This is a genomic window from Spirosoma panaciterrae DSM 21099, from assembly GCF_000374025.1.
Classification (GTDB): domain Bacteria; phylum Bacteroidota; class Bacteroidia; order Cytophagales; family Spirosomataceae; genus Spirosoma; species Spirosoma panaciterrae.
This window is the reverse complement of the sequence record NZ_KB893189.1, coordinates 12,776-35,521: the sequence shown is the minus strand read 5'-3', so window position 1 is coordinate 35,521 and position 22,746 is coordinate 12,776. Positions and strand designations below refer to the sequence as shown.

18 protein-coding genes are annotated in these 22,746 nt (G+C 47.6%); 13 read left to right on the top strand and 5 right to left on the bottom strand.

The annotated features are described in order from the left end of the window. Window positions 1–87 precede the first annotated feature (87 nt). The 8 genes from B153_RS0118510 (at window position 88) to B153_RS0118475 (ending at window position 11,363) form a co-directional block, all read left to right on the top strand. Window positions 88–1,833 carry a GMC oxidoreductase gene (locus tag B153_RS0118510; RefSeq protein ID WP_020598233.1) on the top strand — a complete coding sequence of 582 codons (1,746 nt, stop codon included), beginning with the start codon at window positions 88–90 and terminating at the stop codon, window positions 1,831–1,833. Between the two features lie 40 nt (window positions 1,834–1,873). Next, window positions 1,874–2,512 carry a gluconate 2-dehydrogenase subunit 3 family protein gene (locus tag B153_RS0118505; protein WP_020598232.1) on the top strand — a complete coding sequence of 213 codons (639 nt, stop codon included), beginning with the start codon at window positions 1,874–1,876 and terminating at the stop codon, window positions 2,510–2,512. A gap of 334 nt (window positions 2,513–2,846) precedes the next feature. Further along, the gene (locus B153_RS0118500; RefSeq protein ID WP_020598231.1) at window positions 2,847–4,553 is read left to right on the top strand and encodes a CTP synthase; all 1,707 of its coding nucleotides are present in this window, start codon (window positions 2,847–2,849) and stop codon (window positions 4,551–4,553) included. 118 nt (window positions 4,554–4,671) lie between these two features. Continuing rightward, entirely contained in the window at window positions 4,672–6,525 is a 1,854-nt protein-coding gene (gene yidC / locus B153_RS0118495; protein ID WP_020598230.1) for a membrane protein insertase YidC, read from the top strand. Window positions 6,526–6,639: 114 nt separating this feature from the next. Beyond that, window positions 6,640–8,427, top strand: a complete 1,788-nt coding sequence (locus B153_RS0118490) for an ABC transporter substrate-binding protein (RefSeq protein ID WP_020598229.1) — start codon at window positions 6,640–6,642, stop codon at window positions 8,425–8,427. 96 nt (window positions 8,428–8,523) lie between these two features. Continuing rightward, window positions 8,524–9,813, top strand: coding sequence for a glutamate-1-semialdehyde 2,1-aminomutase (gene hemL / locus B153_RS0118485; RefSeq protein ID WP_020598228.1), 1,290 nt, complete (start codon window positions 8,524–8,526; stop codon window positions 9,811–9,813). Between the two features lie 73 nt (window positions 9,814–9,886). Next, entirely contained in the window at window positions 9,887–10,894 is a 1,008-nt protein-coding gene (locus B153_RS0118480) for a glycosyltransferase family 2 protein (RefSeq protein WP_020598227.1), read from the top strand. 112 nt (window positions 10,895–11,006) lie between these two features. Continuing rightward, window positions 11,007–11,363, top strand: coding sequence for a hypothetical protein (locus B153_RS0118475; RefSeq protein WP_026262254.1), 357 nt, complete (start codon window positions 11,007–11,009; stop codon window positions 11,361–11,363). Between the two features lie 30 nt (window positions 11,364–11,393). Here the strand turns inward: B153_RS0118475 and B153_RS38020 are convergent, their stop codons facing one another. Next, the gene (locus B153_RS38020) at window positions 11,394–11,549 is read right to left on the bottom strand and encodes a hypothetical protein (RefSeq protein ID WP_020598225.1); all 156 of its coding nucleotides are present in this window, start codon (window positions 11,547–11,549) and stop codon (window positions 11,394–11,396) included. A 400-nt stretch (window positions 11,550–11,949) separates the two neighbouring features. Here B153_RS38020 and B153_RS0118465 point away from each other — a divergent pair, with 400 nt between their 5' ends. Then, a complete protein-coding gene (locus tag B153_RS0118465; protein WP_020598224.1) occupies window positions 11,950–12,750 on the top strand; it encodes an LOG family protein in 801 nt (266 codons plus the stop codon). Between the two features lie 75 nt (window positions 12,751–12,825). Here the strand turns inward: B153_RS0118465 and B153_RS0118460 are convergent, their stop codons facing one another. Together B153_RS0118460 and dnaB are read right to left on the bottom strand one after the other, a co-directional pair. Continuing rightward, window positions 12,826–13,404, bottom strand: coding sequence for a DUF2911 domain-containing protein (locus B153_RS0118460; RefSeq protein ID WP_020598223.1), 579 nt, complete (start codon window positions 13,402–13,404; stop codon window positions 12,826–12,828). A 90-nt stretch (window positions 13,405–13,494) separates the two neighbouring features. Next, window positions 13,495–16,104, bottom strand: a complete 2,610-nt coding sequence (dnaB, locus tag B153_RS0118455; protein ID WP_020598222.1) for a replicative DNA helicase — start codon at window positions 16,102–16,104, stop codon at window positions 13,495–13,497. Window positions 16,105–16,464: 360 nt separating this feature from the next. On the opposite strand from dnaB, the gene B153_RS0118450 reads away from it, so the two are divergent. The 4 genes from B153_RS0118450 to B153_RS0118435 are packed head-to-tail and all read left to right on the top strand — an operon-like array spanning window position 16,465 to window position 21,459. After that, window positions 16,465–17,430 (top strand): PhoH family protein, encoded by a 966-nt coding sequence (locus tag B153_RS0118450; RefSeq protein WP_026262253.1) that lies wholly within the window; start codon window positions 16,465–16,467, stop codon window positions 17,428–17,430. Then, window positions 17,411–18,793: a M43 family zinc metalloprotease gene (locus B153_RS0118445; protein ID WP_020598220.1), complete on the top strand. Its 1,383-nt coding sequence runs from the start codon at window positions 17,411–17,413 to the stop codon at window positions 18,791–18,793. Before B153_RS0118450 ends, B153_RS0118445 begins: the two co-directional genes overlap by 20 nt. Window positions 18,794–18,844: 51 nt before the next feature. Next, complete coding sequence (locus tag B153_RS0118440) at window positions 18,845–19,297, top strand: GNAT family N-acetyltransferase (RefSeq protein WP_020598219.1); 453 nt, start codon at window positions 18,845–18,847, stop codon at window positions 19,295–19,297. Beyond that, on the top strand, window positions 19,294–21,459 hold the full coding sequence (locus B153_RS0118435) for a ComEC/Rec2 family competence protein (protein ID WP_020598218.1): 2,166 nt from the start codon (window positions 19,294–19,296) through the stop codon (window positions 21,457–21,459). The genes B153_RS0118440 and B153_RS0118435 overlap by 4 nt, the downstream gene beginning before the upstream one ends. Window positions 21,460–21,507: 48 nt before the next feature. Here the strand turns inward: B153_RS0118435 and B153_RS0118430 are convergent, their stop codons facing one another. Both B153_RS0118430 and B153_RS0118425 read right to left on the bottom strand, forming a co-directional pair. Continuing rightward, the gene (locus tag B153_RS0118430; protein WP_020598217.1) at window positions 21,508–22,065 is read right to left on the bottom strand and encodes a hypothetical protein; all 558 of its coding nucleotides are present in this window, start codon (window positions 22,063–22,065) and stop codon (window positions 21,508–21,510) included. Between the two features lie 78 nt (window positions 22,066–22,143). Continuing rightward, the gene (locus B153_RS0118425; RefSeq protein WP_020598216.1) at window positions 22,144–22,704 is read right to left on the bottom strand and encodes a hypothetical protein; all 561 of its coding nucleotides are present in this window, start codon (window positions 22,702–22,704) and stop codon (window positions 22,144–22,146) included. Between the last annotated feature and the right edge of the window lie 42 nt (window positions 22,705–22,746).

Genomic DNA, 22,746 nt, shown 5'->3' with positions numbered 1-22,746 from the left:
ACAAACAGGTAATTTTCTGGCATTTTTGCTTTTAGAACTATAAACTATCAATTTGCTCAACAAAATTGATAAAACATTAAATTTTGCATGGATTCATTTCTGATTAAAAAAGCGCCTACCCAGTATGATGTTGCTATTGTCGGCTCAGGAGCTGGTGGGGGTATGGCGGCTTATACTCTGGCGAAAGCTGGAGCCAAAGTCGTATTACTCGAAGCAGGTGGCTACTTTGACCCCGCCGATCCGAAATACATTACGCAACTGAAATGGCCCTGGGAATCGCCCCGCCGTGGAGCCAGTACGACCCGGGCTTTTGGTGATTTCGATGCCGCCTGGGGGGGCTGGGAGATCGAAGGTGAACCTTACACTAACGTAAGAGGGTCTAATTTCCAGTGGTTCCGTTCCCGCATGTTGGGGGGGCGTACCAACCACTGGGGCCGTATTTCGCTCCGGTTCGGTGCTGACGATTTTCGTCGTAAAAGCATGACGGGTGTAGGTGAAGACTGGCCCATTGGCTACGACGACATCAAACCCTTTTACGATCGGGTTGATCGGCTCATCGGGGTATTTGGGTCCATTGAAAATATGCCAACTGAACCAGACGGTATTTTTCTGCCTCCACCTAAGCCACGACTTCATGAATTGATGATTCGCAAAGGGGCCCGGAGTATTGGTATTCCGGTAATTCCTTCCCGTTTGTCGATTCTGACCAAACCAATTAACAATGAGCGCGGGCAGTGTTTCTACTGTAGCCAGTGTGGGCGTGCCTGCCAGGCGTATGCCGATTTCTCGTCATCGTCAGTATTGGTGAAGCCTGCTCTGAAAACAGGAAATGTGACCCTCATAAACGGGGCTATGGTTCGCGAAGTGCTAACCGACCCGGCTACTGGATTGGCTACAGGGGTTAGTTACGTAGACACCCTAAGTCTTCAGGAGGTTACTGTAAAGGCGAAAACCGTTGTGCTGGCAGCCAGTGCCGGTGAAACGGCCCGTTTGCTTCTTAATTCCAAATCGAGCCGATTCTCAACCGGCCTTGCCAATAGCAGTGGCGTCGTTGGGAAATACATCAATGATTCGACGGGGGCATCACGGTCGGCCTTTGTACCAGCCCTGATGGATCGCAAGCGCTACAATGAAGATGGTGTTGGTGGTATGCACGTATTCACCCCTTGGTGGCTCGATAACAAGAAATTAGATTTCCCGCGTGGATACCACATCGAATACTGGGGAGGTATGGGAATGCCTGCCTATGGATTCGGCTGGGGTGTCGAAGAACTGAATGGCATGATTCCTGGTCGCGATGGTAAAATGAAACCCGGTGGCGGCTATGGTAAAGCCCTCAAGGACGATTATCGGCGGTTCTACGGAGCATATGTTGGTATGGCGGGTCGGGGAGAACCCGTTCCCCTCGAAAGCAACTATTGCGAAATTGATCCAAACGTGGTCGATAAATATGGTATTCCCGTGCTTCGTTTCAACTACAAATGGTCTGATTACGAGATCAAACAGGCGAAACACATGCAGGATACGTTCGAGGAAATTATTCACTCCATGGGTGGGATTGCGTTGGGTGAAAAGCCAAACGCGTCAAACAACTATGGTCTGGCCGCTCCCGGATTGATTATCCACGAAGTCGGAACCGCCCGGATGGGGAATGATCCGAAAACCTCCGCACTCAACAAATACCAGCAGGCTCACGATGTGAAAAACCTGTTTGTGGTTGATGCAGCAGCTTTCCCATCGCAGGGTGATAAAAACGTGACCTGGACTATCCTGGCCAGTTCTATGCGTACCAGCGAATACTTGATCGATCAGGTTAAACAAAAAAACATCTAAACCCAGGTGTAGCTCAGCGATACACCAAGCCATACGAACTATGAAACGCAGAGATTCATTAAAAGCTCTTTCTCTTACCAGTTTTGGGCTGGCTGTAAACCCGGTTGAAGCTGCTGTACCAGCCCCACCAGATCCGAAACCCTTAAAAATTCCGGGGGGACGTCAGAAGTTTGAAGCCGAGCGCGATGCGAAGCTGATGGCTGAGAAGTTTTTTACACCGCACGAGTTGCAGACAGTAACGGTGTTGTCCGACATCATTATTCCGGCCGATGAGCATTCCGGTAGTGCATCGCAGGCAGGGGTGCCAGCCTTCATCGAGTTTATGATGAAAGACCAGCCTCGAAACCAGACACCGATGCGAGGTGGAATCAAGTGGCTCGACAATACGTGTGTAAAACGGTACGGTAAACCTTTTGTGCAGTGTACCAAAGCGCAGCAGATCGAACTTGTCGATCAGATCGCTTACCCTTCGAAGGTGAAGCCTGAATTATCGCAGGGCGCTTCGTTCTTCTCGATGATGCGGAATATGACTGCTTCCGGCTTTTACACCAGCCAGATGGGTATTAAAGACATTGGTTATGTGGGTAACGTACCTAACCAGTGGGATGGCGTACCGGCTGATGTGCTGAAACAATACGGCCTGGCTTACGAAGAGCGTGAACTCACGCAGGGTAAGTAAACTACCATTATCAACAGAAAAAAGCGCTGAGGGCTTCCCAACGCTTTTTTCTGTTTTTAGCTAACGGATTTATAGTTGTCTATTTGACACACGTGAGCTGGTACGGCATCAATCTTGAGAAACAAATCACGATGATTACGACCCCGTTTAGCGAGTATAAGACGTAACATTGGTGTTTTTTGTGAATATAGGTGACAAAAAGATTATTTATAAAATAGATTGTTGAGGGCGAATGGATTACCGAAAATCTGCCAACTTTTCCGTTCGCCTTTTTCCCTTTCCTCCCTTTTTTCCGTACTTTTACATCCCGTAACGACCAAAACACGTTAAAGACATGGCGGCTACGGGACCCAAATCCGCAAAATACATCTTTGTTACGGGCGGGGTAACTTCTTCACTCGGCAAAGGCATCATTGCCTCTTCACTGGCCAAACTACTTCAGTCTCGGGGACTTACGGTAACAATCCAAAAATTCGATCCGTATATCAATATTGACCCCGGTACGCTCAATCCGTACGAACATGGCGAATGCTATGTAACTGATGATGGCGCTGAAACCGACCTCGATCTAGGGCATTACGAGCGTTTCCTGAATCGGCCCACCTCGCAGGCTAACAACATCACCACCGGACGTATTTACAACAACGTGATCACGCGGGAACGACGGGGTGATTTTCTTGGCAAAACGGTTCAGGTTGTACCGCACATTACCGACGAAATCAAACGGAATATCCGGCTGCTGGGCGAAACCGGCGAGTACGATATTGTGATTACCGAAATCGGCGGCTGCGTTGGGGACATTGAATCGCTCCCGTTTGTAGAAGCCGTTCGGCAGTTGAAGTTTGAACTAGGCGAACATGATACCCTGGTAATTCACCTAACGCTGGTACCCTACCTCCAATCGGCGGGTGAACTGAAAACGAAACCGACGCAACACTCGGTACGGATGCTGCTTGAAAACGGGGTTCAGCCGGATATCATCGTTTGCCGGACGGAACACCCACTGCCGCAGGATATTCGCCGGAAAATAGCCCTGTTCTGTAATGTTCAGGTTAGTTCAGTAATTGAAGCGATCGACGCTGAGACCATTTACGATGTACCGCTCCTCATGCAGAAAGAACGGCTAGATCAGCGGGCGCTCTACATGATGGACCTTTACAACGATAAAGATGCGGATCTGGATGCCTGGAAAAGCTTCCTGGCGCGGCTTAAAAATCCTGGCGACACCATTCGGATCGGTCTGGTCGGTAAATATGTTGAATTGCACGATGCCTATAAGTCCATTGCCGAATCGTTTATTCATGCTGGCGCGGCTAACGAATGCAAAGTGCAACTGGAATGGATACAGTCCGAAACGCTGGTAGACGCACATCACTGTGCCGATGTGCTCAATCAACTCGATGCGGTACTGGTAGCGCCTGGTTTTGGCGAACGGGGAATTGAAGGCAAAATCAATGCTGTACGGTACGTTCGTGAACAGGGTATTCCATTCCTGGGGATTTGCCTGGGTATGCAGATGGCCGTCATTGAATATGCCCGTCATGTAATGGGCATAGAAGATGCTCATTCTACCGAAATGGAACCCGATACGGCCAATCCGGTAATCAGTATGATGGAGGCTCAGAAAAGCATAACGGATAAAGGGGGGACGATGCGGCTAGGAGCCTATACCTGCAAACTGAAACGCGATTCATTGGCCTACCAGATCTATGGCAAAACCCAGATCAGTGAACGGCATCGGCATCGGTACGAATTCAACAATGATTACCTGGACGCTTTTGAGAAAGCAGGCCTGCTGCCTACAGGTATTAACCCCGAAACGGGTCTGGTTGAAATCGTTGAGTTGTCGCAAAATAAACACCCCTGGTTTGTAGGCGTGCAGTTCCATCCTGAACTGAAAAGTACTGTGATGAATCCGCATCCGCTTTTTGTCCGGTTTGTAAAGGCGGCACTGGCTTACAGCCAACAGAAAAAGGCCGCTCCGCCAACTTCATCCGATATTGCAGCCGCCCGTGTAGAAACTGCCGACGTGGTTGATTAAGCGCCCGGTTTAAAGTAATTTTGCAAGAAAAAAGTCGATAGTTGTTAAGCAACAATCGTTTGCTGATTAGAAATTGAGGCTGACGATCCTCCGCTAATGGCTATCGACTACTAACTAAATGGATCGTAATCAACTCATTGGCATTGTCCTGATTCTGGCGATGCTGGTCGGCTACCAACTATTGGTACCGAAACCCGCTCCCGAAAAGGAACCGGCCCAAAAAACACAAACCACGAAACCGAAATCGGCTTCTGGCGCGGAAGCAGCCATCAATAAAGCAGAACAACCCCTCGATTCGGCCGCAGCTAAAGCACAATTTGGCGATTTTGCCACTGCAGCAACGGGCGAAGCGCGTGACATCACGGTTGAAAATAAAGACCTCAAAGTAACTTTTAGCACTTGGGGTGGTCGGGTGAAAGAAGTTGTGCTGAAAAACTACAAAACCTTCGATCAGAAGCCACTTGTGCTGATTGATGAGAAAAGCAGCAAAACCCTTCTGGAACTGCCCACTCAACAGGGCAAGGTCAACCTGCATCAGCTGTATTACCAGACAACGACGTCGAATGGTCAGGTAAACGGGCAAAACCAGCAAATCGTTTTTCGGGCAGAAGTGGCACCTGGTCAATCGGTAGAACAGGTTTACACGATACCGGCAGAAGGGTATGTGATCGACTATGACCTGAAATTGAATGGGCTGAGTAATTCGGTTGGAAACGGCGACATCCGGTTTTTCTGGGAGGATAAAATGCGGCAGTATGAAAACGACCTGGCAAACAACCGCCGGGCTGCGACCATCAACTACCTGACCGCCGACGAAAACTTCGAAAATCTGACCGAAGGCGAAAGTAATCAGGAAGCAACGCTTGAGGAGCCTGTTCAGTGGTTTACCATCAAGCATAAATACTTTCTGTCGGGTTTCATCGACAAGAATGCACCCATGACCAAAGCCAGCTTCAAAACGTTGGTTGATCCTGCGGACAGCAGTGTAGTGAAAACGGCCATTGCCGATGTTATGCTACCCATAGCCGATGTGAAAGCGGGAAAAGGGCAGTACAAATTCTACTATGGCCCCAATAAGTTTCAATTGCTGGGTAGCATAGCACCTGAGTTTGATCGGAACGTATACCTGGGCTATTCAATTCTGAAGCCGATCAACAAATACTTCTTTGTGCCGGTATTTAACTTTCTCGAAAAGTTTATAACCAACTACGGCTTGCTGATTATTGCCCTGGTTGTGTTTGTGAAATTGCTTTTGACACCGCTAACCTATAAGTCCTATGTAAGTATGGCGAAAATGCGGGTGTTGGCTCCGGAAATCAATGAGATCAAAGAGCGGGTAGGCGATGATATGGCCAAGCAGCAATCCGAGCAGATGAAACTGTATCAGGAAGTAGGGGTGAGCCCGTTAAGTGGTTGTGTACCTGTGCTGGCCACCATGCCCATTCTGTTTGCGCTCTTCATGCTTTTCCCAAATCTGATTGAGCTACGGCAAAAAGCGTTTCTGTGGTCTGGCGATTTATCGACTTACGATGCATTCCTGAAATTTCCGACCCTTCCCTTTATTGGCAGCCACCTTAGCCTGTTTACGGTGCTGATGACGGCTTCATCGATTGCCTACGCATATTACAACAACCAGACGACGCCAACGCAGCCTGGCCCTGTGAATATGAAAGCCTTGAGCTACATTTTTCCGCTCATGTTCATGTTCGTCCTCAACTCCTATCCGGCCGGGTTGACGTTTTACTATTTTGTATCAAACATTGTCACGATTACCCAGCAACAACTTATCCGGCGGTTTGTCGATGAAGATAAGATTAAAGCGGTGCTGGACGAGAATCGTCGGAAGAATGCTTCTGGTCAGGGTAAGAAACCCGGAGGGTTCCAGGCTTTGCTACAAAAACAATTGGCGGCCGCCGAGGAAGCCCGCAAACAGGCCGAAGAGGCCCAGCGTAAAGCAAAATCAAAAAAATAAGTCGCAATAGGGGCGCCATTAGTTAAAAAAGTATTGACTAATGACTATACACTGACGACTTTTGATAACAAAAGCAACGCCATCGCGTTGCTTTTGTGCATTAACCTAAAAGACATGACCCATAAATTGTGTTTGGTTAAATTTGGATTGATTGGCTTGTTGGTCTTTAGTACCCAGCAACCTTTACTGGCTCAGGTTTCGCCAGATGCGCAGCGTCGGTACAGTGCTGCCGTTAAAAAAGTGCTGGCTGGCGATTATGATCGGGCAAAAACAGAACTAAATGGGCTAATTCAGCAGCGGGGGGCATTGGCTCCGTATGCCAGTTATTACTATGCTCTGGCAGCATACCGGCAGAAAAACTTCACTCAATCGCGTTTGGCACTCCGACAATTGATGGACCTCTTTCCCAACTGGCGAAAGATGAGTGATGCGAATTACCTGTTAGCGGCTGTTTCGATGGAGACGAATGAATTTGAAGATGCCTTGACGGCTATCCAGCAGATCAATGACCCATCTTTACGTACCGATGTAACAAAACTGGAGCAGTCGTTCATTCCAAAGATTACTGACTTAAACCGCCTGAAAAAGCTTAACAGGGCTTTTCCGAACGATCGGGTGGTCGGACTATCCTTGATTGACCTGATTCAGCGTACTGCCAGTGATAAAGATGATCTGGAGCTATCGGATCGACTGACCAACCGATTTGGTGTGCCAGGTGGGTCAAATACACAGCCAACGACAACGCCATCAACTGCCGGAACATCGACCGCTGGTCGTTCAAACATACCTACCCGTACCAATCGGGCTAAAGGCTATTATAACATTGCGATCATGTTTCCATTTCGTTTGGATGATTTCAATTCTGAAAAACGAGTACGTTCCAATCAATATATTTATGATCTCTATAATGGGATTAAAATGGCGAAGTCCAAGCTTCAGGAAGAAGGGATTACCGTCAATTTGTTTGCGTATGACGTCGATAATGATGCCAACAAAACCCTCGAACTGGTCAATAGCCCTGCATTTGCCCAAACCGATCTGATCATAGGCCCTCTATACATCGAGCCGAATCGAATTGCATCGGCCTATGCCAACCAGAGCAATATTGTGTTGCTGAATCCAATAGCAACCAGCAATGATTTAGTGACTAACCAGCCACTATCGTTTTTGGCGCAGCCTTCCCTGAATCAGCAGGCACATAAACTAGCGGAGCACGCCCGAAATTTGAATACTGGACGTCGGGCGGCTGTTTATTTTGGGTCGTCACGAAGAGATTCACTCCTGGCCATGGCCTATGTAAATGAGCTGAAGCAACAGAATTATCAGCTTGTTGATGTTCGGAAAATAAGCGGTAGTGTACAGGCAATGGCCGATGCTATGCAACTGACGGGCAACGCAAGCGCCAGCGTTAGTTCATCTCGTCCGGTATCGACAACCCAGGCCATTCCAATGGGGCATGTGTTTTTTGCCAGCAGTAACGACGAAGAAGGGGGGCGAATGCTCGATGCACTCAACCGTCGGCATGTGACCGGGCCACTACTGGCTACAGCTTCCGCCTTCGATTTTTATCGGATTCCAGCCGCAACATTTACACGACGGGATGTCTATCTGCTGTATCCCGATTATATTGATCCGACGCGTGAGCCTGTGGTTACGTTTCAGGAACAGTATGTGGCCAAAAGAAACACCATTCCATCGGTTTTTGCCAGTGAGGGCTATGATATGATGCTGTTCTTTGGGCGACAATTGGCCCGAAATACCCTGTTGTCCCGAAACCGAAGTATGTTGCGTTCCGATACCGACGACTATCTCCTTTCCGGATTCGATTATACACAAGCCAATGAAAACCAGGTCGTTCCCATTGTAAAATTTGAAGATGGGAAGCTGGTCAAAATTAATTAGTGAATGATTGAGTGATAGAATGATTGAATAGTTATTCTGACTTTCGATATAACTATTCAATCATTCTGTCACTCAATCATTCTATCATTTGTAAAAATGACAACAAGCGAGCAATTATTCGAAAAAGCGAAAACGCTTATCCCAGGTGGCGTGAATTCTCCCGTACGTGCTTTCCGGGCAGTTGGTGGATCTCCACTGTTTATCAAATCGGCAAAGGGCCCGTACCTCTATGATGAAGATGGACGTCAGTATATTGAACTGATTAATTCGTGGGGGCCAATGATTCTGGGGCATGCCTTTGAGCCCGTCGAAAAGGCCGTACGAGACGCGATTCAAGATTCATTTTCGTTTGGTGCTCCAACGCGAAAAGAAGTTGAAATGGCCGAATTGATTACCTCAATGGTCCCTTCGGTTGAGAAGGTTCGTATGGTTAACTCGGGTACTGAAGCAACGATGGCGGCAATACGAGTAGCCAGGGGGTTTACAGGTCGGGAGAAAATTATCAAGTTTGAGGGCTGCTATCATGGCCATGGCGATTCATTCCTGATTGCTGCTGGTAGTGGGGCCATGACCATGGGAGTACCCGACAGTCCTGGGGTTACAAAAGCAACGGCCGCTGACACACTGACGGCTCCATTCAATGATTTGGCGGCTGTAGAAGGCTTGCTGGAAAATAATCAGAATCAGGTAGCCGCAGTCATTCTGGAGCCTGTAGTGGGTAATATGGGATGTGTATTGCCGCAGCCTGGATTTCTGGAGGGTATACGCTCACTTTGCGACAAATACGGCACGTTGCTGATTTTCGATGAGGTAATGACCGGGTTCAGATTAGCAAAAGGTGGGGCGCAGGAGCGATTTGGCATTACCCCCGATCTGACCACAATGGGAAAAATCATTGGTGGAGGCATGCCGGTTGGGGCGTATGGTGGCCGCGCTGATATTATGAATCAGGTGTCGCCTGCCGGACCTATATATCAGGCCGGAACGTTATCGGGCAATCCAATTGCCATGTCGGCAGGGATGGCTATGCTGCACTATCTGAATGAACATCCTGAGGTATATACACGCCTGGAAGCCATTGGGGATAAATTAGTGAATGGATTTCGTAAGGGGCTACAGAAAGCGGGATTGAACTATACGATCAATCATATTGGGTCCATGTTTACTTTATTCATGACCGAGCGTTCCGTATCGAATTTTTCGGAGGCTAAGTCCTGCGATTTACCCCAGTTTGGACGCTATTTTCATGCTATGCTGGACCGTGGCGTCTATCTGGCTCCATCGCAGTTCGAAAGCCTGTTTTTGTCTGTTGCCTTAACCGACGATCTGGTGGATCAGATCATTCAGGCCAATGAAGAGAGTCTGCTGGAAGCGATAACCAAGTAGACATGATGCGTGAAAAGTAGCCTACGGTGGCCTGTTTTCACGCATCATTTTCATCCAATTTCCCGTTTTTTTGATGCTCTTTTCCGTCATCATACCGGTTTTTAATCGTCCAGGTGAATTACGCGAGCTTTTGGAGAGCCTGACGAAGCAAACCTATACCCAGTTTGAAGTGCTCGTTATTGAAGATGGTTCGCGGGAGAAAGCCGACGCGGTGGTGAACTCGTTTCGGGATCGACTGGATATACGGTATTTTTTCAAACCTAACTCGGGTCAGGGCTTTACCCGGAATTATGGTTTTGAACGGGCCAGGGGCGACTATTTCGTGATTTTTGATTCCGACGCCCTCGTACCGGACCATTATTTTGCCGTTGTCAACGAATATATTGCGCGGGATAAACTGGATGCATACGGCGGCCCCGATAAAGCTCACCCTGATTTTACGCCCATTCAGCGAGCGATCAGTTATTCTATGACATCGCCCTTCACCACGGGTGGCATACGCGGCAGTAAGAAAAATCTTGGTGGAACATACCATCCACGAAGCTTTAATATGGGGCTTTCTCGTAAGGTATGGGAAACGATCGGTGGCTACAAACTGACGCGGATGGGAGAAGACATTGAGTTTGCCATTCGAATTATTGAAAATGGTTTTCGTACAGGGCTGATTCCTGACGCGTTCATCTATCACAAACGGCGGACCGATTTTGGCCAGTTTTTTCGGCAGCTTCGTTTCTTTGGTCGAGCCAGGATCAATATTTCGCGGTATTATCCCGGTGAATTAAAGCTGGTACATGCCATCCCGGCTTTGTTTACACTATTTGTTTTTTCAATCCCCCTGTGGGCATTAATCAGCCCCATTCTGTTTGGATTAGCCAGTGGTTTTCTGGGATTGATAACCCTATTGATTCTAATCGATGCCACGCGAAAAGAAAAAAGCCTGAAAATTGGGGGACTGAGTGTTGTGGCTGCTTTTACCCAGTTGATTGGGTATGGCATTGGGTTTTTAAGTGAAGGATGGAAACGAATCCGGGAGCCTAAAGAGTTTAGAGAGACTGGGGCCAGTATTGATTATCCTTCCTGACAAAAACAAGCAACGAAACATCGGTAAACTATTTATATTCGCCAAAGAAGAGGCACTTGTCAACGAAATTGGTTCGTCAGGTGTTATTAAATCAAATATTAGACCCAACCCGATGACCAAGCTTGCCAAACCACCCGGCCAACGATTAGTTAAACGCATGAGTACCCGCACCAAGGGACTGATAGTTGTCTCATTGGGGCTAATCCTTTTCAGTATTGGCCTGTGTGTGTTTAGCGTAGCCGCCGAAGCGAATCAGGCAGGAGCACCCTTTCGGCAGTGGTTTTTATGGGGTACATACAGCCTAATACTGATCAATGGTGGATTACTGCTGTTTGGGCAGGCTGTACGTTACCGGGTTCAGATCGACTATCGACGGTTTGTACGTCGGGAACTCAAAAAACGGGATCGGGAGTGGGCAAGAGCCCTTCAGAAACGAAAAGCCCCGCTTGGTAAAAGCGAGGCCAAATAACTAAATCGTTCTATAAAGTAAGCCTGTACCTTAGGCTTCTTTCTTCTCAGCAAACGAAGCTTTGATGGCCTCTACGTCTACGTTCTTAATGGTAGGCTTGCGAAGGAGTTGCTTAATCGCGTTGGTTTTATTGTTAGCAATGGCCCGGTTCCGACGAGCTTTGCGCTTTAATTCTGTTACTGCCATGATTGTATAAACTAAATTTTAGTCGGTTCGTGAAAATCAGAGCGCAAAATTAGGAATTTTTTAGTCAAAATGGGCTATATATTCGGTTTTTTTACAAGCCCCTTCAGGATTCATCGTAAACACTACGGGCACGAATCGTAAAATTGACAGGCTAATGGTTAAATACTTGGCTGGCAACAGCTTATGAATGTACCTGAACCATATTTCCTGACAAGCGTATGGCGATTTAGGCTTTTTATTTACGAAACGATTTAGCCTGAACAATCGTTAATACAATCCGCCCTCTTAAATAAATCAGTACCAGGTTAGCTTGAATACAGTTTTTGAGTAAGTTGGGCAGGTTATATATTGTCTGACTAGTGAGTACGTTTCGCGCCCACTGCCTTTTTTATTGATGTAAATGGAAGAAACAAAAGAAAATGTTCACCGCTCTGAAGCACAGAGTACCGAACGCATTGCAACAGATTTACCTAAGCGCGACGAGTTACTTCTTACCCCCGATGAACAACGTATAAAAGAAGCGTTTACGGATCACGACTGGAATGAAATAAAAACAGCCGACTCGTGGGTAATTTTTAAGGTAATGGCTGAATTTGTTGAAGGCTTTGACAAATTAGCCAAAATTGGCCCCTGCGTATCGATATTTGGTTCAGCGCGCACCAAACCCGATAACAAATATTACAAAATGACCGAAGAGATTGCGGCTAAGCTGGTGCGTCATGGATATGGGGTCATTACTGGTGGAGGACCAGGGATTATGGAAGCCGGGAACAAAGGGGCTTTTGAACAGGGAGGTAAATCGGTCGGACTGAACATCAAACTACCCTTCGAGCAGCATAGCAATATTTACATAGATCCCGACAAAAGCATCAACTTCGACTTCTTCTTTGTTCGGAAAGTGATGTTTGTCAAATACGCACAGGGGTTTGTGGTCATGCCGGGTGGTATGGGTACCCTCGACGAATTGTTTGAAGCAATGACGTTGATTCAAACCCGTAAAATTGCCCGTTTCCCCATTGTGTTGGTTGGTCGATCGTATTGGCAAGGGCTAATCGACTGGATCAACAATGTGATGCTTGGTGAAGAGCACAATATTAATCCAGAAGATATGAAACTCATCAATGTAGTTGATACACCTACAGAAGCGGTCAAGGTCATTGATGATTTCTACAGCAAATATTTGTTAAAACCGAACTTCTAAGTGCACTATATGAAATAAAAAACGGCCTGCTCTGGTAAAGGAGCAGGCCGTTTTTGTTGATAGGTATACCTAAAATTATTGAAACGTTACAGGGACTTCAACGAGCGCATTATCCCAGGCAAACATCATGATCGACTGAGAAGGCGTGTCATTCGCCTTTTTAAACTGAATCGTAAAATTTTCGGTAGTTGTATCTGTCTTTTTAACGGGAGCCGTTACTCGCAATACATCCAGTTCGGGTTTGTAGCTATAAGCACCCCATTGATCCAGATCTGAATTTAAAATCAACGTCCATTCGGTGTCAGTTGGAATGGCATAGAGTGAATACACACCTGCCTTAACCGTTTTTCCCTGTATCGTTGCATCGGTAAAAAACTTGATTTCAGTGGCTTCGTTTGCGCCCACTCGCCATACCTTACCATACGGAATGAGTTTGCCGAATACGTCCCGACCGTTTTTGGCTGGCCGACTGTAGGTAACACGGGCATACACTTTATCCCCCACTTTAGCGGGGGCAAATTTACGATCGTGGGCAAAATCGTCGGGATAATAAGCCATATCCATCGGGCTTTTGTCCAGCCCTCGTAACGACTGCGCTTCGGTCAATAACGCAACGCAGACAAGTAAAGCACTAAGTAAACCAGTTAATTTCATAGCCAATTGGACAACGAGTGAATGGAGTAATAATGACTTCAGTTGAAGTCGGTGAACCCTGGCAAAAATAGCGAATAGAAATGGGAACTATCAGAATGGTGTTTCCTGACTAGGATCGGCGTTTCCAAAGTTCGACATGTCGTTCGCTTTGCTCTTGAACACACTGCCTGCCGATGGAGGAGCATCGAAACTGCTTAATCCATTAACGTTTGCGCCAAAGCCTTGTGCCTGAACAGGTTCGAAATACGAATCGAGATCACAAAATTTCGTAAACTTATTGATAAACCGAAGCTGAATGGTATCGAGCGAGCCACTCCGGTTTTTAGCAATGATCACTTCACCAATACCAGCAGTCGAATTACCGTTTTCATCCTGCGTAATGTTGTAGTATTCAGGGCGGTATAAGAAACAGACCATGTCGGCATCCTGCTCAATAGATCCCGATTCACGAAGGTCGGAGAGTTGGGGTTTTTTATCGCCCCCCCGTGTTTCGACAGCCCGGCTCAACTGCGAAAGGGCAATGACCGGAACGTTAAGTTCTTTCGCCAGATTTTTCAGCGCCCTTGAGATCGAGGCAATTTCCTGTTCACGGTTTCCACCGGCCCGGCCCGATGTATCGCCCGACATAAGCTGGAGGTAGTCGATAACCACCATCTGAATGTCATGTTGGGCTTTCAATCGACGACACTTGGCCCGGAGTTCCAGAATGGATAGGGCAGGGGTATCATCGATAAAGATGGGGGCTTCGGTAAGCCGTTGAATTTTATGATGCAACTGAGTCCACTCGTGTGGAGCCAGCGTCCCTTTCCGAATTTTTTCTGAATCAATCTCCGCTTCGGCCGAAATAAGTCGGTTTACCAACTGTACCGACGACATCTCCAGCGAAAATATCGCTACAGGCTTACCGTGGTCTACCGCAGCGTTACGAAGAGCCGAAACTACGAAAGCCGTATTGTGGGTGACGGTCATGTCTTCCAGCAGGAATAACCGATTGCCATCAATAGAGAATCCATAGTAATCATCGACTTTATCGTATTCGACTTGAATTCCGGTAACACGCCAGTCGGCCTTTGCTTTCAGCGGGCGCGCCTTTTTCCGCTCGATTCGAACGGGTATTGTATCCAGATTGCCAAAGATCCGTAATCGATAAACGGTTGATATATAGCTTCGGGAAGAGATACTGGCCTGCTTTTCCTTTAATGAACAACGGAAACCCAGTGTATCGCAAAGGTATTTCAGTTGTTCGGCCAGGGCCTTGTTCTTCTGGGTGATCTCGTAGCAATTGAAGGCTTCCTGATAATGGCCATCGCTATCAATCAGACCTGCAAGCAATTTTAGCCGATTCTCAGTCGAATTAATAAGGTAAGAACGTGGAATGTGCTTATTCTCAATAACGGATAGGCCGCGTAACTGCTCCTGTACATTAAATGGTACCTTGGCTCCTCGTTGCCCGGTTGTTATGGCATGACTGGGGGCTTTGCCGACCTGTTGGTAGGTTGAGAATGTCAGATTTAATTCCTCTGCATAATCTTTCAGATAATCAACAACTTCTGTGTCAATATTTGTTATTCGGGAACTATACGAGTGGCCATCCCCTAACCATAGCCCTACGAAATACGGATCGAGAGGAACGGCCTGTTCGGGGAAATGGATAGCAACTTTATACCCTTTGTAGTTCGTTTTAAACTTTGCTGACTTCGTCAGGTAATCCCGCACCGTGATGTTCAGAACATCGCCTTTTTTATAGGGCCCTTCAGTACGGCTACGCTTCAGGGATAGGATATGGCTTTCGTTGACCCGATAGCTAATTCCCTTGTTTTGGTGGACCCAATACATGCGTTCCTGACCTCGCGCAATGCTGAGTACACGGCGTGGCGTGGAGTCATCGCCCATGAGCAGGTCACCATCCCGCACATCTTCTACATTTCGCAATGAGCCATCGAACATGACGACTTTTGTGCCTTTACCCAGACATTTACCCATCGCTGGCCTGGCCGCCAGGATAATGAGTTCGGTAGGTTGCCAGCCAGATGTGACCCGATCCAGTTGCGTAAATCCTGAAGGAACCCCCGTTAAGCCCTCCTGGTTTTTTTTCGTTTCCAGCTCATTGAGCGCCATCCTGACAATGGTGCTCATGTCTGCGTAGTTCTTCTTGATGTTCGATTCCGAAATCTTGAAGAGCGATTGCTCGGTACGGTCCAGAAGCTCAAAAACGTCGGTAGTATCTTCGTAGGCGTCCCGCAGGATCGTGGACGACATAGCAATCAGCGCCCGCTTGAGCGCCTGCTCCGATACAATCCGGGCATGGTATTCAATATTGGCGGCTGAGTTGACCCGAAAGGTAAGTTCAGATACGTACCCGGCACCACCAACCATCTCAATTTCACCCGTTTTACGCAATTGTTGCGTAACCGTTAACAAATCGATCGGGTCGGAATTGCCAAAAAGCGTCAGGATAGCATTGTAAATCCGTTGGTGCGCTTCTTTGTAAAATGTTTCGGGTTTAAGAATGTCAACAACAGATGACAAAGCATCTTTTTCGATCATTAACGCCCCCAGAACGGCTTCTTCAAGATCGAGAGCTTGTGGTGGTAATTTTCCAAGCCCCGTGTCAAGCCAGTGATTACCTGCCTGCTGGCGGCCTCCGGCAAAGGCTGAAGGTTTACGAAGGTGTTGGTTCGGGCGTGCGTTGTTCTCCATTGTCTCACCGCAAGTTTACGAAATTAACGCTTCATAAGGCAAATTCCATCGGACTCAACGTATATACTTCATTGGGGCAAAACGTTCGTAACATTCTGGTAATGTTGAAACTAAGGCGTGGAAAAAAAATAGAGTTTTTAAGCAACGGTAGGGAGTGGATTTGGCGTACATAGTAGCAACGATAAACTGTAGGCTGTGCGTCAGAAAGATACGTATTTATTCCTAAATAATAGGGGTTTTATACCAACCTATCGACTTGAATAAGAAAAGTGGGCGAGCGAATAAATTTTTGAGAAAATGCGTTGTACAAGTAAAGAAATCGCTTACTTTTCGGAATCACACATTAAACCTATTCATCGTTTGGTCGAAAAAGTCATCACCCTCGACAATATATCACTCATCGATTTTTTGGGTGTCGAGAACAACAACATCAAGGAAGTGGCGGCTGCCTTTCCTATGAGCAAAATTATCTCGCGGGGTAACGAAATCCGTATAAAGGGAACAACCCCTGAGATAAGCCGGATCAGTGACATTCTGGACTCACTGCTGGAGCATTACCAGAAATACGGCAAAATTACTCACGAAAACGTGCAGAATTATATCAGTCATAGTGGTCAGCCAGTCAATGGAGGCTTATTGACACCACCGAGCTTACCCGACGACGATGAGGTTCTGGTATATGGGAATCGGGGTGTAGTGGTACGGGCTCGAACCGATAACCAGAAGCGTTTGGTGGAGGCTGCCGAGAAACATGATCTTGTCTTTGCTATCGGGCCTGCTGGTACAGGTAAAACCTATACGGCTGTTGCTATTGCGGTGCGAGCTCTGAAGAATAAAGAAGTCAAGAAAATTATTATCACCCGTCCGGCAGTGGAAGCCGGGGAGAACCTTGGCTTTTTGCCGGGCGATCTGAAGGAGAAAATCGACCCGTATCTGCGGCCAATTTACGATGCACTCGATGATATGATTCCGGCCGAAAAGCTGAAGTTTTATACGGAAAACCGGATCATTGAGATTGCTCCCCTGGCCTACATGCGTGGCCGGACGTTGAATAATGCATTTATTCTGCTTGATGAAGCGCAAAATACGACATCGATGCAGATGAAAATGTTTTTGACCCGGATGGGTCCCACATCGAAAGCCATCATTACGGGCGACCGATCGCAGATTGACTTGCCCAATCGGCAAAAGTCAGGCTTGGTCGAATCGGTTGATATTCTGAAAAATATCAAAGGAATTGCCTTCGTAGAGCTGGATGGTCGCGATGTGGTCCGTCATAAGCTCGTTCGAGAAATTATTAACGCATATGATAAAGCAGGGCACTAATCGCCTGACACTTAGCAAGCGAACCGTTTGGGCCTGGCTCATCGGTTCGCTTGTTTTATTGATTTCACCACTTGCTGGCGCACAAACACCTTCCGACTCAACCATTAAGCGTTGTGCCGTTGTCAATCAGGAACGACTTTTGCAACAACGTGACCCCGGCCGTCTGCAACTGATTCAGGAGCTTAACAGACGTATTGAGCAAAGGCAGAACGAACAGAAATCGTTACGGACTACCGCTGCCGATACAACGGTGTATCGAATTCCGATCGTTGTTCATGTCGTGCACAATACGGCTTCCGGGGCTATTGGGGGTACTAATAATGTTAATATTTCGGATGCGCAAATCCTTTCACAAATTCAGGTTCTGAACGAAGATTACCGACGGAAGGCGGGTACGAATGGGTACAACACCAGCTCGATAGGAGCCGACGCACGAATTGAGTTTTTTCTGGCAACGCTCGACCCGAATGGGAATCCTACCAATGGTATTACTCGACACTATTATCCGGCAAAGGCGACCTTCGATATTGAAACTGACGATGTTCTCCTGTCACAAATCGCTTATTGGCCTAGTGATCAGTATTTAAATATCTGGGTGGCTGATTATCAGGGAGATTATATCGGTTATGGACAGTTTCCAACAGCGGCAGATACGTTAAAAGGATTGCAGGCAAATTTGAATGTAAATACGGATGGAGTGCGGATCGATTATCAGACCTTTGGCCGACAAATTGGTACTGTAAATCGGATGTATTATATGCTGGGGCGAACCGTTTCGCACGAAATCGGGCATTGGCTTGGACTTATTCATCCCTGGGGGGATGGCAATGGTTGTAATGAAGATTATGTTGCCGATACTCCATTAACCGAAGATCGGTCAGCTTCGCCTACATCCTGCAAACAGACCTATTCGACCTGTGTGGCTGGCAAACAAACCCGCGATCTGGTTGAAAATTATATGATGTATTCGCCCGACGCCTGCATGAACATGTTCACTGCTGGGCAGGTAGGACGTATGCGGGCAGTTCTGGCCTTAAGCCCTCGTCGGGCGAAGGTAGTAAAACTGGCTTCCATAACGACGCCCTTATCAGAGTCGGAACAACTGACGGTGAAGGTGTATCCCAATCCGTATCAGAGCGATCTGCCAACAGATATTCCCTTGATGGATGTCTTACTCAAGGGGGCTCAATCATTTCAGGTCGATGTGTTCGACGGTACAGGTCGTCAGGTACGTACGGCCAGTTATACCAATTCATCCAGTACAAGGTTGACACTACCCGTAACAGGATTGGCAAAAGGTATGTATATTGTTCGGGTCAAAACGGATAGCGAAACGGTTAGTAAACGTTTTGTTGTTCAATGACGCTCATTTGCGGTTTTCCGTAAACCGAATCTCGTAAAAAATCCACTTGCTATGATCACGGTTCTACCCATTTCGAGTCCTGCTGATCTTGAAAAAGCCTTTGCTATTCGCCGGGACGTGTTTATTGATGAACAACAGGTTTCGCCGGAAGAAGAGTTTGATGAATTTGAAGATAGTAGTTTACATTTTCTGGCTGTCGATGGGGACACTCCCTGTGGTACGGCCCGCTGGCGACGGACATCTAACGGTGTTAAGCTGGAGCGATTTGCCGTATTAAAAGCATTTCGTGGAAAAGGAGTGGGCCGAGCGTTGGTTCAGGCTGTGCTCGATAGTGTGTTCAGTCAGCAGCCAGAGCCTATCGAGCGTATATATCTGCATGCACAGGTTACGGCAATGCCACTGTATAGCTCATTCGGGTTTGTAGCTGTAGGTCCCATGTTTGAAGAAGCGGGGATACAGCACTACAAGATGGTATTACCTGCATCTGCCTATCCCAAACGATGAATGGGCCACCTTTTCTACGGTATGTAGCCGGGTTAATCGCCGGTATTGTCCTGTATGTGCTGCTTCCTGATTGGTTCTGGTTACCAGTAGGTGCCTGGATTACGGGCCTGGGTTTATACTTGTGGGGATTTGGCCGAACAAGGAAGTCGCGAATTAAACCTATCCAGACTCTGCCAGGGGTTGGCGTATTACTCATATTGATTGGTTTGGGATGGGCGATTACATTTCAGCATACGTCTAGCAATAGGCCCTCTACGATCAGTCAGCTTAACGATTCGCTCCAGGCTTATGTAGGTGTGGTTTCGGCACAGCCAGAAGAACGGGCGAAAACATACCGGGTTGAACTGGAAATCCGGAAAGGAAAGTGGGCGGGTCATTCGACGAATAAACACGAGAACCAGTTAGCCGATTCGGCAGGTGTGTGGCATGCGTTGAGTGGTCGTGTCATTATCTATCTGGATAAGGCGGGTCAGCCCTTGCCAACTTATGGTGAAGTGTGGGTGGTGTCTGGGCCACCCCGGCCCATTGACCCTCCGCTCAATCCTGGCGAATTTAATTACAAACGATACCTGAGCTACCGAAATATTGGTCACCAGCAATACCTCCGACCGTTTCAGCGACAGATTCTATCGGTCGATCCACCGAACCCGGTGATGCAACTGGCCACTCGGGTCAACCGATGGGCCGACAGCGTATTGACGCATCAGATTAAAACCCGGCCGGAGTTTGGGGTTGTAAACGCCATGATTCTGGGTGTTCGTGATGATCTGGATACGGAGCAATACCAGGCGTATTCGGCTGCCGGTGCCGTTCACATTCTGTCCGTTTCGGGGCTGCATGTGGGTATACTGTTTCAGGTATTGACGTTTTTACTTGGCTTCCTGGCGAAACGTAAAGGAGGAAAGCTACTGATGGCGGCCTTTCAATTAACCATATTGTGGTTTTATGCCTTGGTTACTGGCTTTTCTCCGCCTGTGCTGCGTTCGGCTGGCATGTTTACGATGGTGATACTGGCCAACGCTTTGGGGCGTCAGCAGCAATTACCGAATACAGTAGCTGCGTCGGCATTTTTTATTCTGTGTTTTGATCCTTATGCGCTGTTCTCAGCTGGGTTTCAATTGTCTTATTTAGCCGTTGCTGGCATAGGAGCCTGGCATTCGCCATTGTATCAGTCAATCACCTTTCCGAATAAATGGGCCAATAAACTTTGGGAACTAACGGCTGTAGCTCTGGTAGCCCAGCTTATTACATTTCCACTTGGGGTATTCTATTTTCATCAGTTTCCGACCTATTTCCTACTAGCCAATCCCGTTGTCATTGTCCTGTCAGAAATCCTGTTGCCGATGGCTATGCTTTGCCTGGCTTTGAGTTGGGTGCCTTTTGTAAACAGCATCCTCGGATGGTTACTTCAAAAAATAGCCGTTATCCTGAATGGAGCGGTCCAGCTAACCAGTGAATTGCCGGGAGCCGCGTGGGATGGCCTTTGGTTGTCGCCAGCTGCTATGGTACTGACCTATGTACTTATTCTTTGTGGGGCTTCTTTATGGCTGACGCGCAATCGAGCCTATATATGGGCAATCTGCATCGTTTCAATGGCATTGGCAGGGGTACTGCTTATCGAAATCGAAGAACAGGCTCATCAGGAGAAACTGGCCGTCCATTTTCTACCGCATCATACGGCTATCAGCCTGACGAGTGGCCGACAAAGTACGCTTCTGACCGACCTGGATAGCGCCGATTCGCGTTCGTACGATTTTTACCTAAAAAATACGTTTGGCCAGTGGGGTGTTTTGACTACAAAAACGGCTTATCTAAATCGGAATGGGGCTACCAATGGGTCTATGGTATCGATACCGGGAGTTCATCAGTCGGGCGCCTGGACATTGTGGGTATGGCATGGCAAAACGATTTTACTGGTGAATCGATTGGCCAGCCAATCGTACTGGCGGTTGCCTGCGGTGGTAGATTACCTGATCATTCGCCGGAACGCCCTGCAGGAATGGAGCCAACTAGACGGGCGTGTTGTAGCCCGGCATATTATCCTTGATGATTCAAACCGAACTCCCCTGACAGATAAACTAGTAGTTGAGGCCCGGCAACGGGGAATTACCTGTTTTTCGGTTCGGCAACAGGGCGCTTACATAGCCGATCTGGAGGAGTAAAAGCGTAGGTGAAAGACAACGCGAGACGCAAGGCGTTTTGATGTTTAACTATTGCTTTGGAGCACCCGTCGAATCCGATTGGGTTGACGAGCCTTTAGGGGCAGGGGGACGCCAGCCGCCAACCGCCTTCTGCATTTCGGGCTTCTTGGACTGGTATTGGGTCCATTGCTCGGGGGTTAAAATCTCTTTGAGTTTGTCTTCCTTCTCTTCATTAAGCATAAGCATCATATCTTCAATCTGCTTACGGCTCTCAGGAGTCGGTTTACCACTGGTTCCAATAATATCTTTAATGGCCGATTGCTGCTGATTGCCATAGTCATTATTGAGTTGCTTGATGGATTTCAACTGCTCTTTGGTGAGCGACAGATTTTCTTTTAGCCATTTTGTTTCCCGTTGGGCTAGTTCACCCGCAATATTGGGAATATTCGACCGCGAGGTGGCGGTCATGTCCTGGCTAAAGTTGCCCCCCATCCGACGGCCCATGCTACCGCCATAGCCGCCGTATCCACCATAACCTCCATATTGACCAAAGCTTTGAAAGCAGGTCAATAGGCTGACAAAAAGGCATATGGAAGACAGGGTACGACAGGCGGATGAAACATTCATAGTTACGACTGGAATTGACACGATAGGTAAATAAAACGGCTAAGTTCGCAAAAAATGTATTACCGGCATGAACCGAACTTAGCGAGCATAGGAATTCCGACCTAACGATGTCTCGGTGGCCTGAACCCGAACCCGCATCTGTGGCTGCTCACCGTCTGGAACCAGTACGATAATATTGTTGGAAACGGTCTCCCCATTTTCGAGCATATGCCCAGCCTGAACCTGAATGGTTGTGGTGACCACTTTACCTTCAGCGTTTTTCGTGCTGGTCGAATACGGAACGGAGAAAGGACGGGCGCGAACGGTAGTTGTTTTGGACGTCAGGCGAGCACCTGTTGCATTCACACAGTCGAAATTGGCGAGTAAATCCTGATCCTGGAGCCCGAATGTGGTTTGCCGGGGAAAAAACAACCGGGTGCAGCCGCTTTTGTTCGTTACGTAAACGGTTAGTTCATACCGATTAAACGACCCTTTACTGCCGACTTCTTTTTTGCTTTCGTTACGAATTGCATACCCATATTCAATCCCATTAAATTGGGCAGGTTGATCGGTTGTAATCTCGTAAGACGATTGAGCTTGTGTTGAGAAAATGAATCCAGTACAAAGCGCCAGGAGCAGACAAAAAAAGCGTGTGTTCATGAAGAAGAGCAAGAGGATAAGTACGGGATAAATTTACAACGA

Coding starts and splice junctions, on each gene's coding strand:
- B153_RS0118435 (WP_020598218.1), top strand. CDS start 19,294: ATGAATGGGCCACCTTTTCTACGGTATGTAGCCGGGTTAATCGCCGGT.
- B153_RS0118475 (WP_026262254.1), top strand. CDS start 11,007: ATGACCAAGCTTGCCAAACCACCCGGCCAACGATTAGTTAAACGCATG.
- hemL (WP_020598228.1), top strand. CDS start 8,524: ATGACAACAAGCGAGCAATTATTCGAAAAAGCGAAAACGCTTATCCCA.
- B153_RS0118465 (WP_020598224.1), top strand. CDS start 11,950: ATGGAAGAAACAAAAGAAAATGTTCACCGCTCTGAAGCACAGAGTACC.
- B153_RS0118425 (WP_020598216.1), bottom strand. CDS start 22,704: ATGAACACACGCTTTTTTTGTCTGCTCCTGGCGCTTTGTACTGGATTC.
- B153_RS0118460 (WP_020598223.1), bottom strand. CDS start 13,404: ATGAAATTAACTGGTTTACTTAGTGCTTTACTTGTCTGCGTTGCGTTA.
- B153_RS0118500 (WP_020598231.1), top strand. CDS start 2,847: ATGGCGGCTACGGGACCCAAATCCGCAAAATACATCTTTGTTACGGGC.
- B153_RS38020 (WP_020598225.1), bottom strand. CDS start 11,549: ATGGCAGTAACAGAATTAAAGCGCAAAGCTCGTCGGAACCGGGCCATT.
- B153_RS0118430 (WP_020598217.1), bottom strand. CDS start 22,065: ATGAATGTTTCATCCGCCTGTCGTACCCTGTCTTCCATATGCCTTTTT.
- dnaB (WP_020598222.1), bottom strand. CDS start 16,104: ATGGAGAACAACGCACGCCCGAACCAACACCTTCGTAAACCTTCAGCC.
- B153_RS0118505 (WP_020598232.1), top strand. CDS start 1,874: ATGAAACGCAGAGATTCATTAAAAGCTCTTTCTCTTACCAGTTTTGGG.
- B153_RS0118480 (WP_020598227.1), top strand. CDS start 9,887: ATGCTCTTTTCCGTCATCATACCGGTTTTTAATCGTCCAGGTGAATTA.
- B153_RS0118490 (WP_020598229.1), top strand. CDS start 6,640: ATGACCCATAAATTGTGTTTGGTTAAATTTGGATTGATTGGCTTGTTG.
- yidC (WP_020598230.1), top strand. CDS start 4,672: ATGGATCGTAATCAACTCATTGGCATTGTCCTGATTCTGGCGATGCTG.
- B153_RS0118440 (WP_020598219.1), top strand. CDS start 18,845: ATGATCACGGTTCTACCCATTTCGAGTCCTGCTGATCTTGAAAAAGCC.
- B153_RS0118510 (WP_020598233.1), top strand. CDS start 88: ATGGATTCATTTCTGATTAAAAAAGCGCCTACCCAGTATGATGTTGCT.
- B153_RS0118445 (WP_020598220.1), top strand. CDS start 17,411: ATGATAAAGCAGGGCACTAATCGCCTGACACTTAGCAAGCGAACCGTT.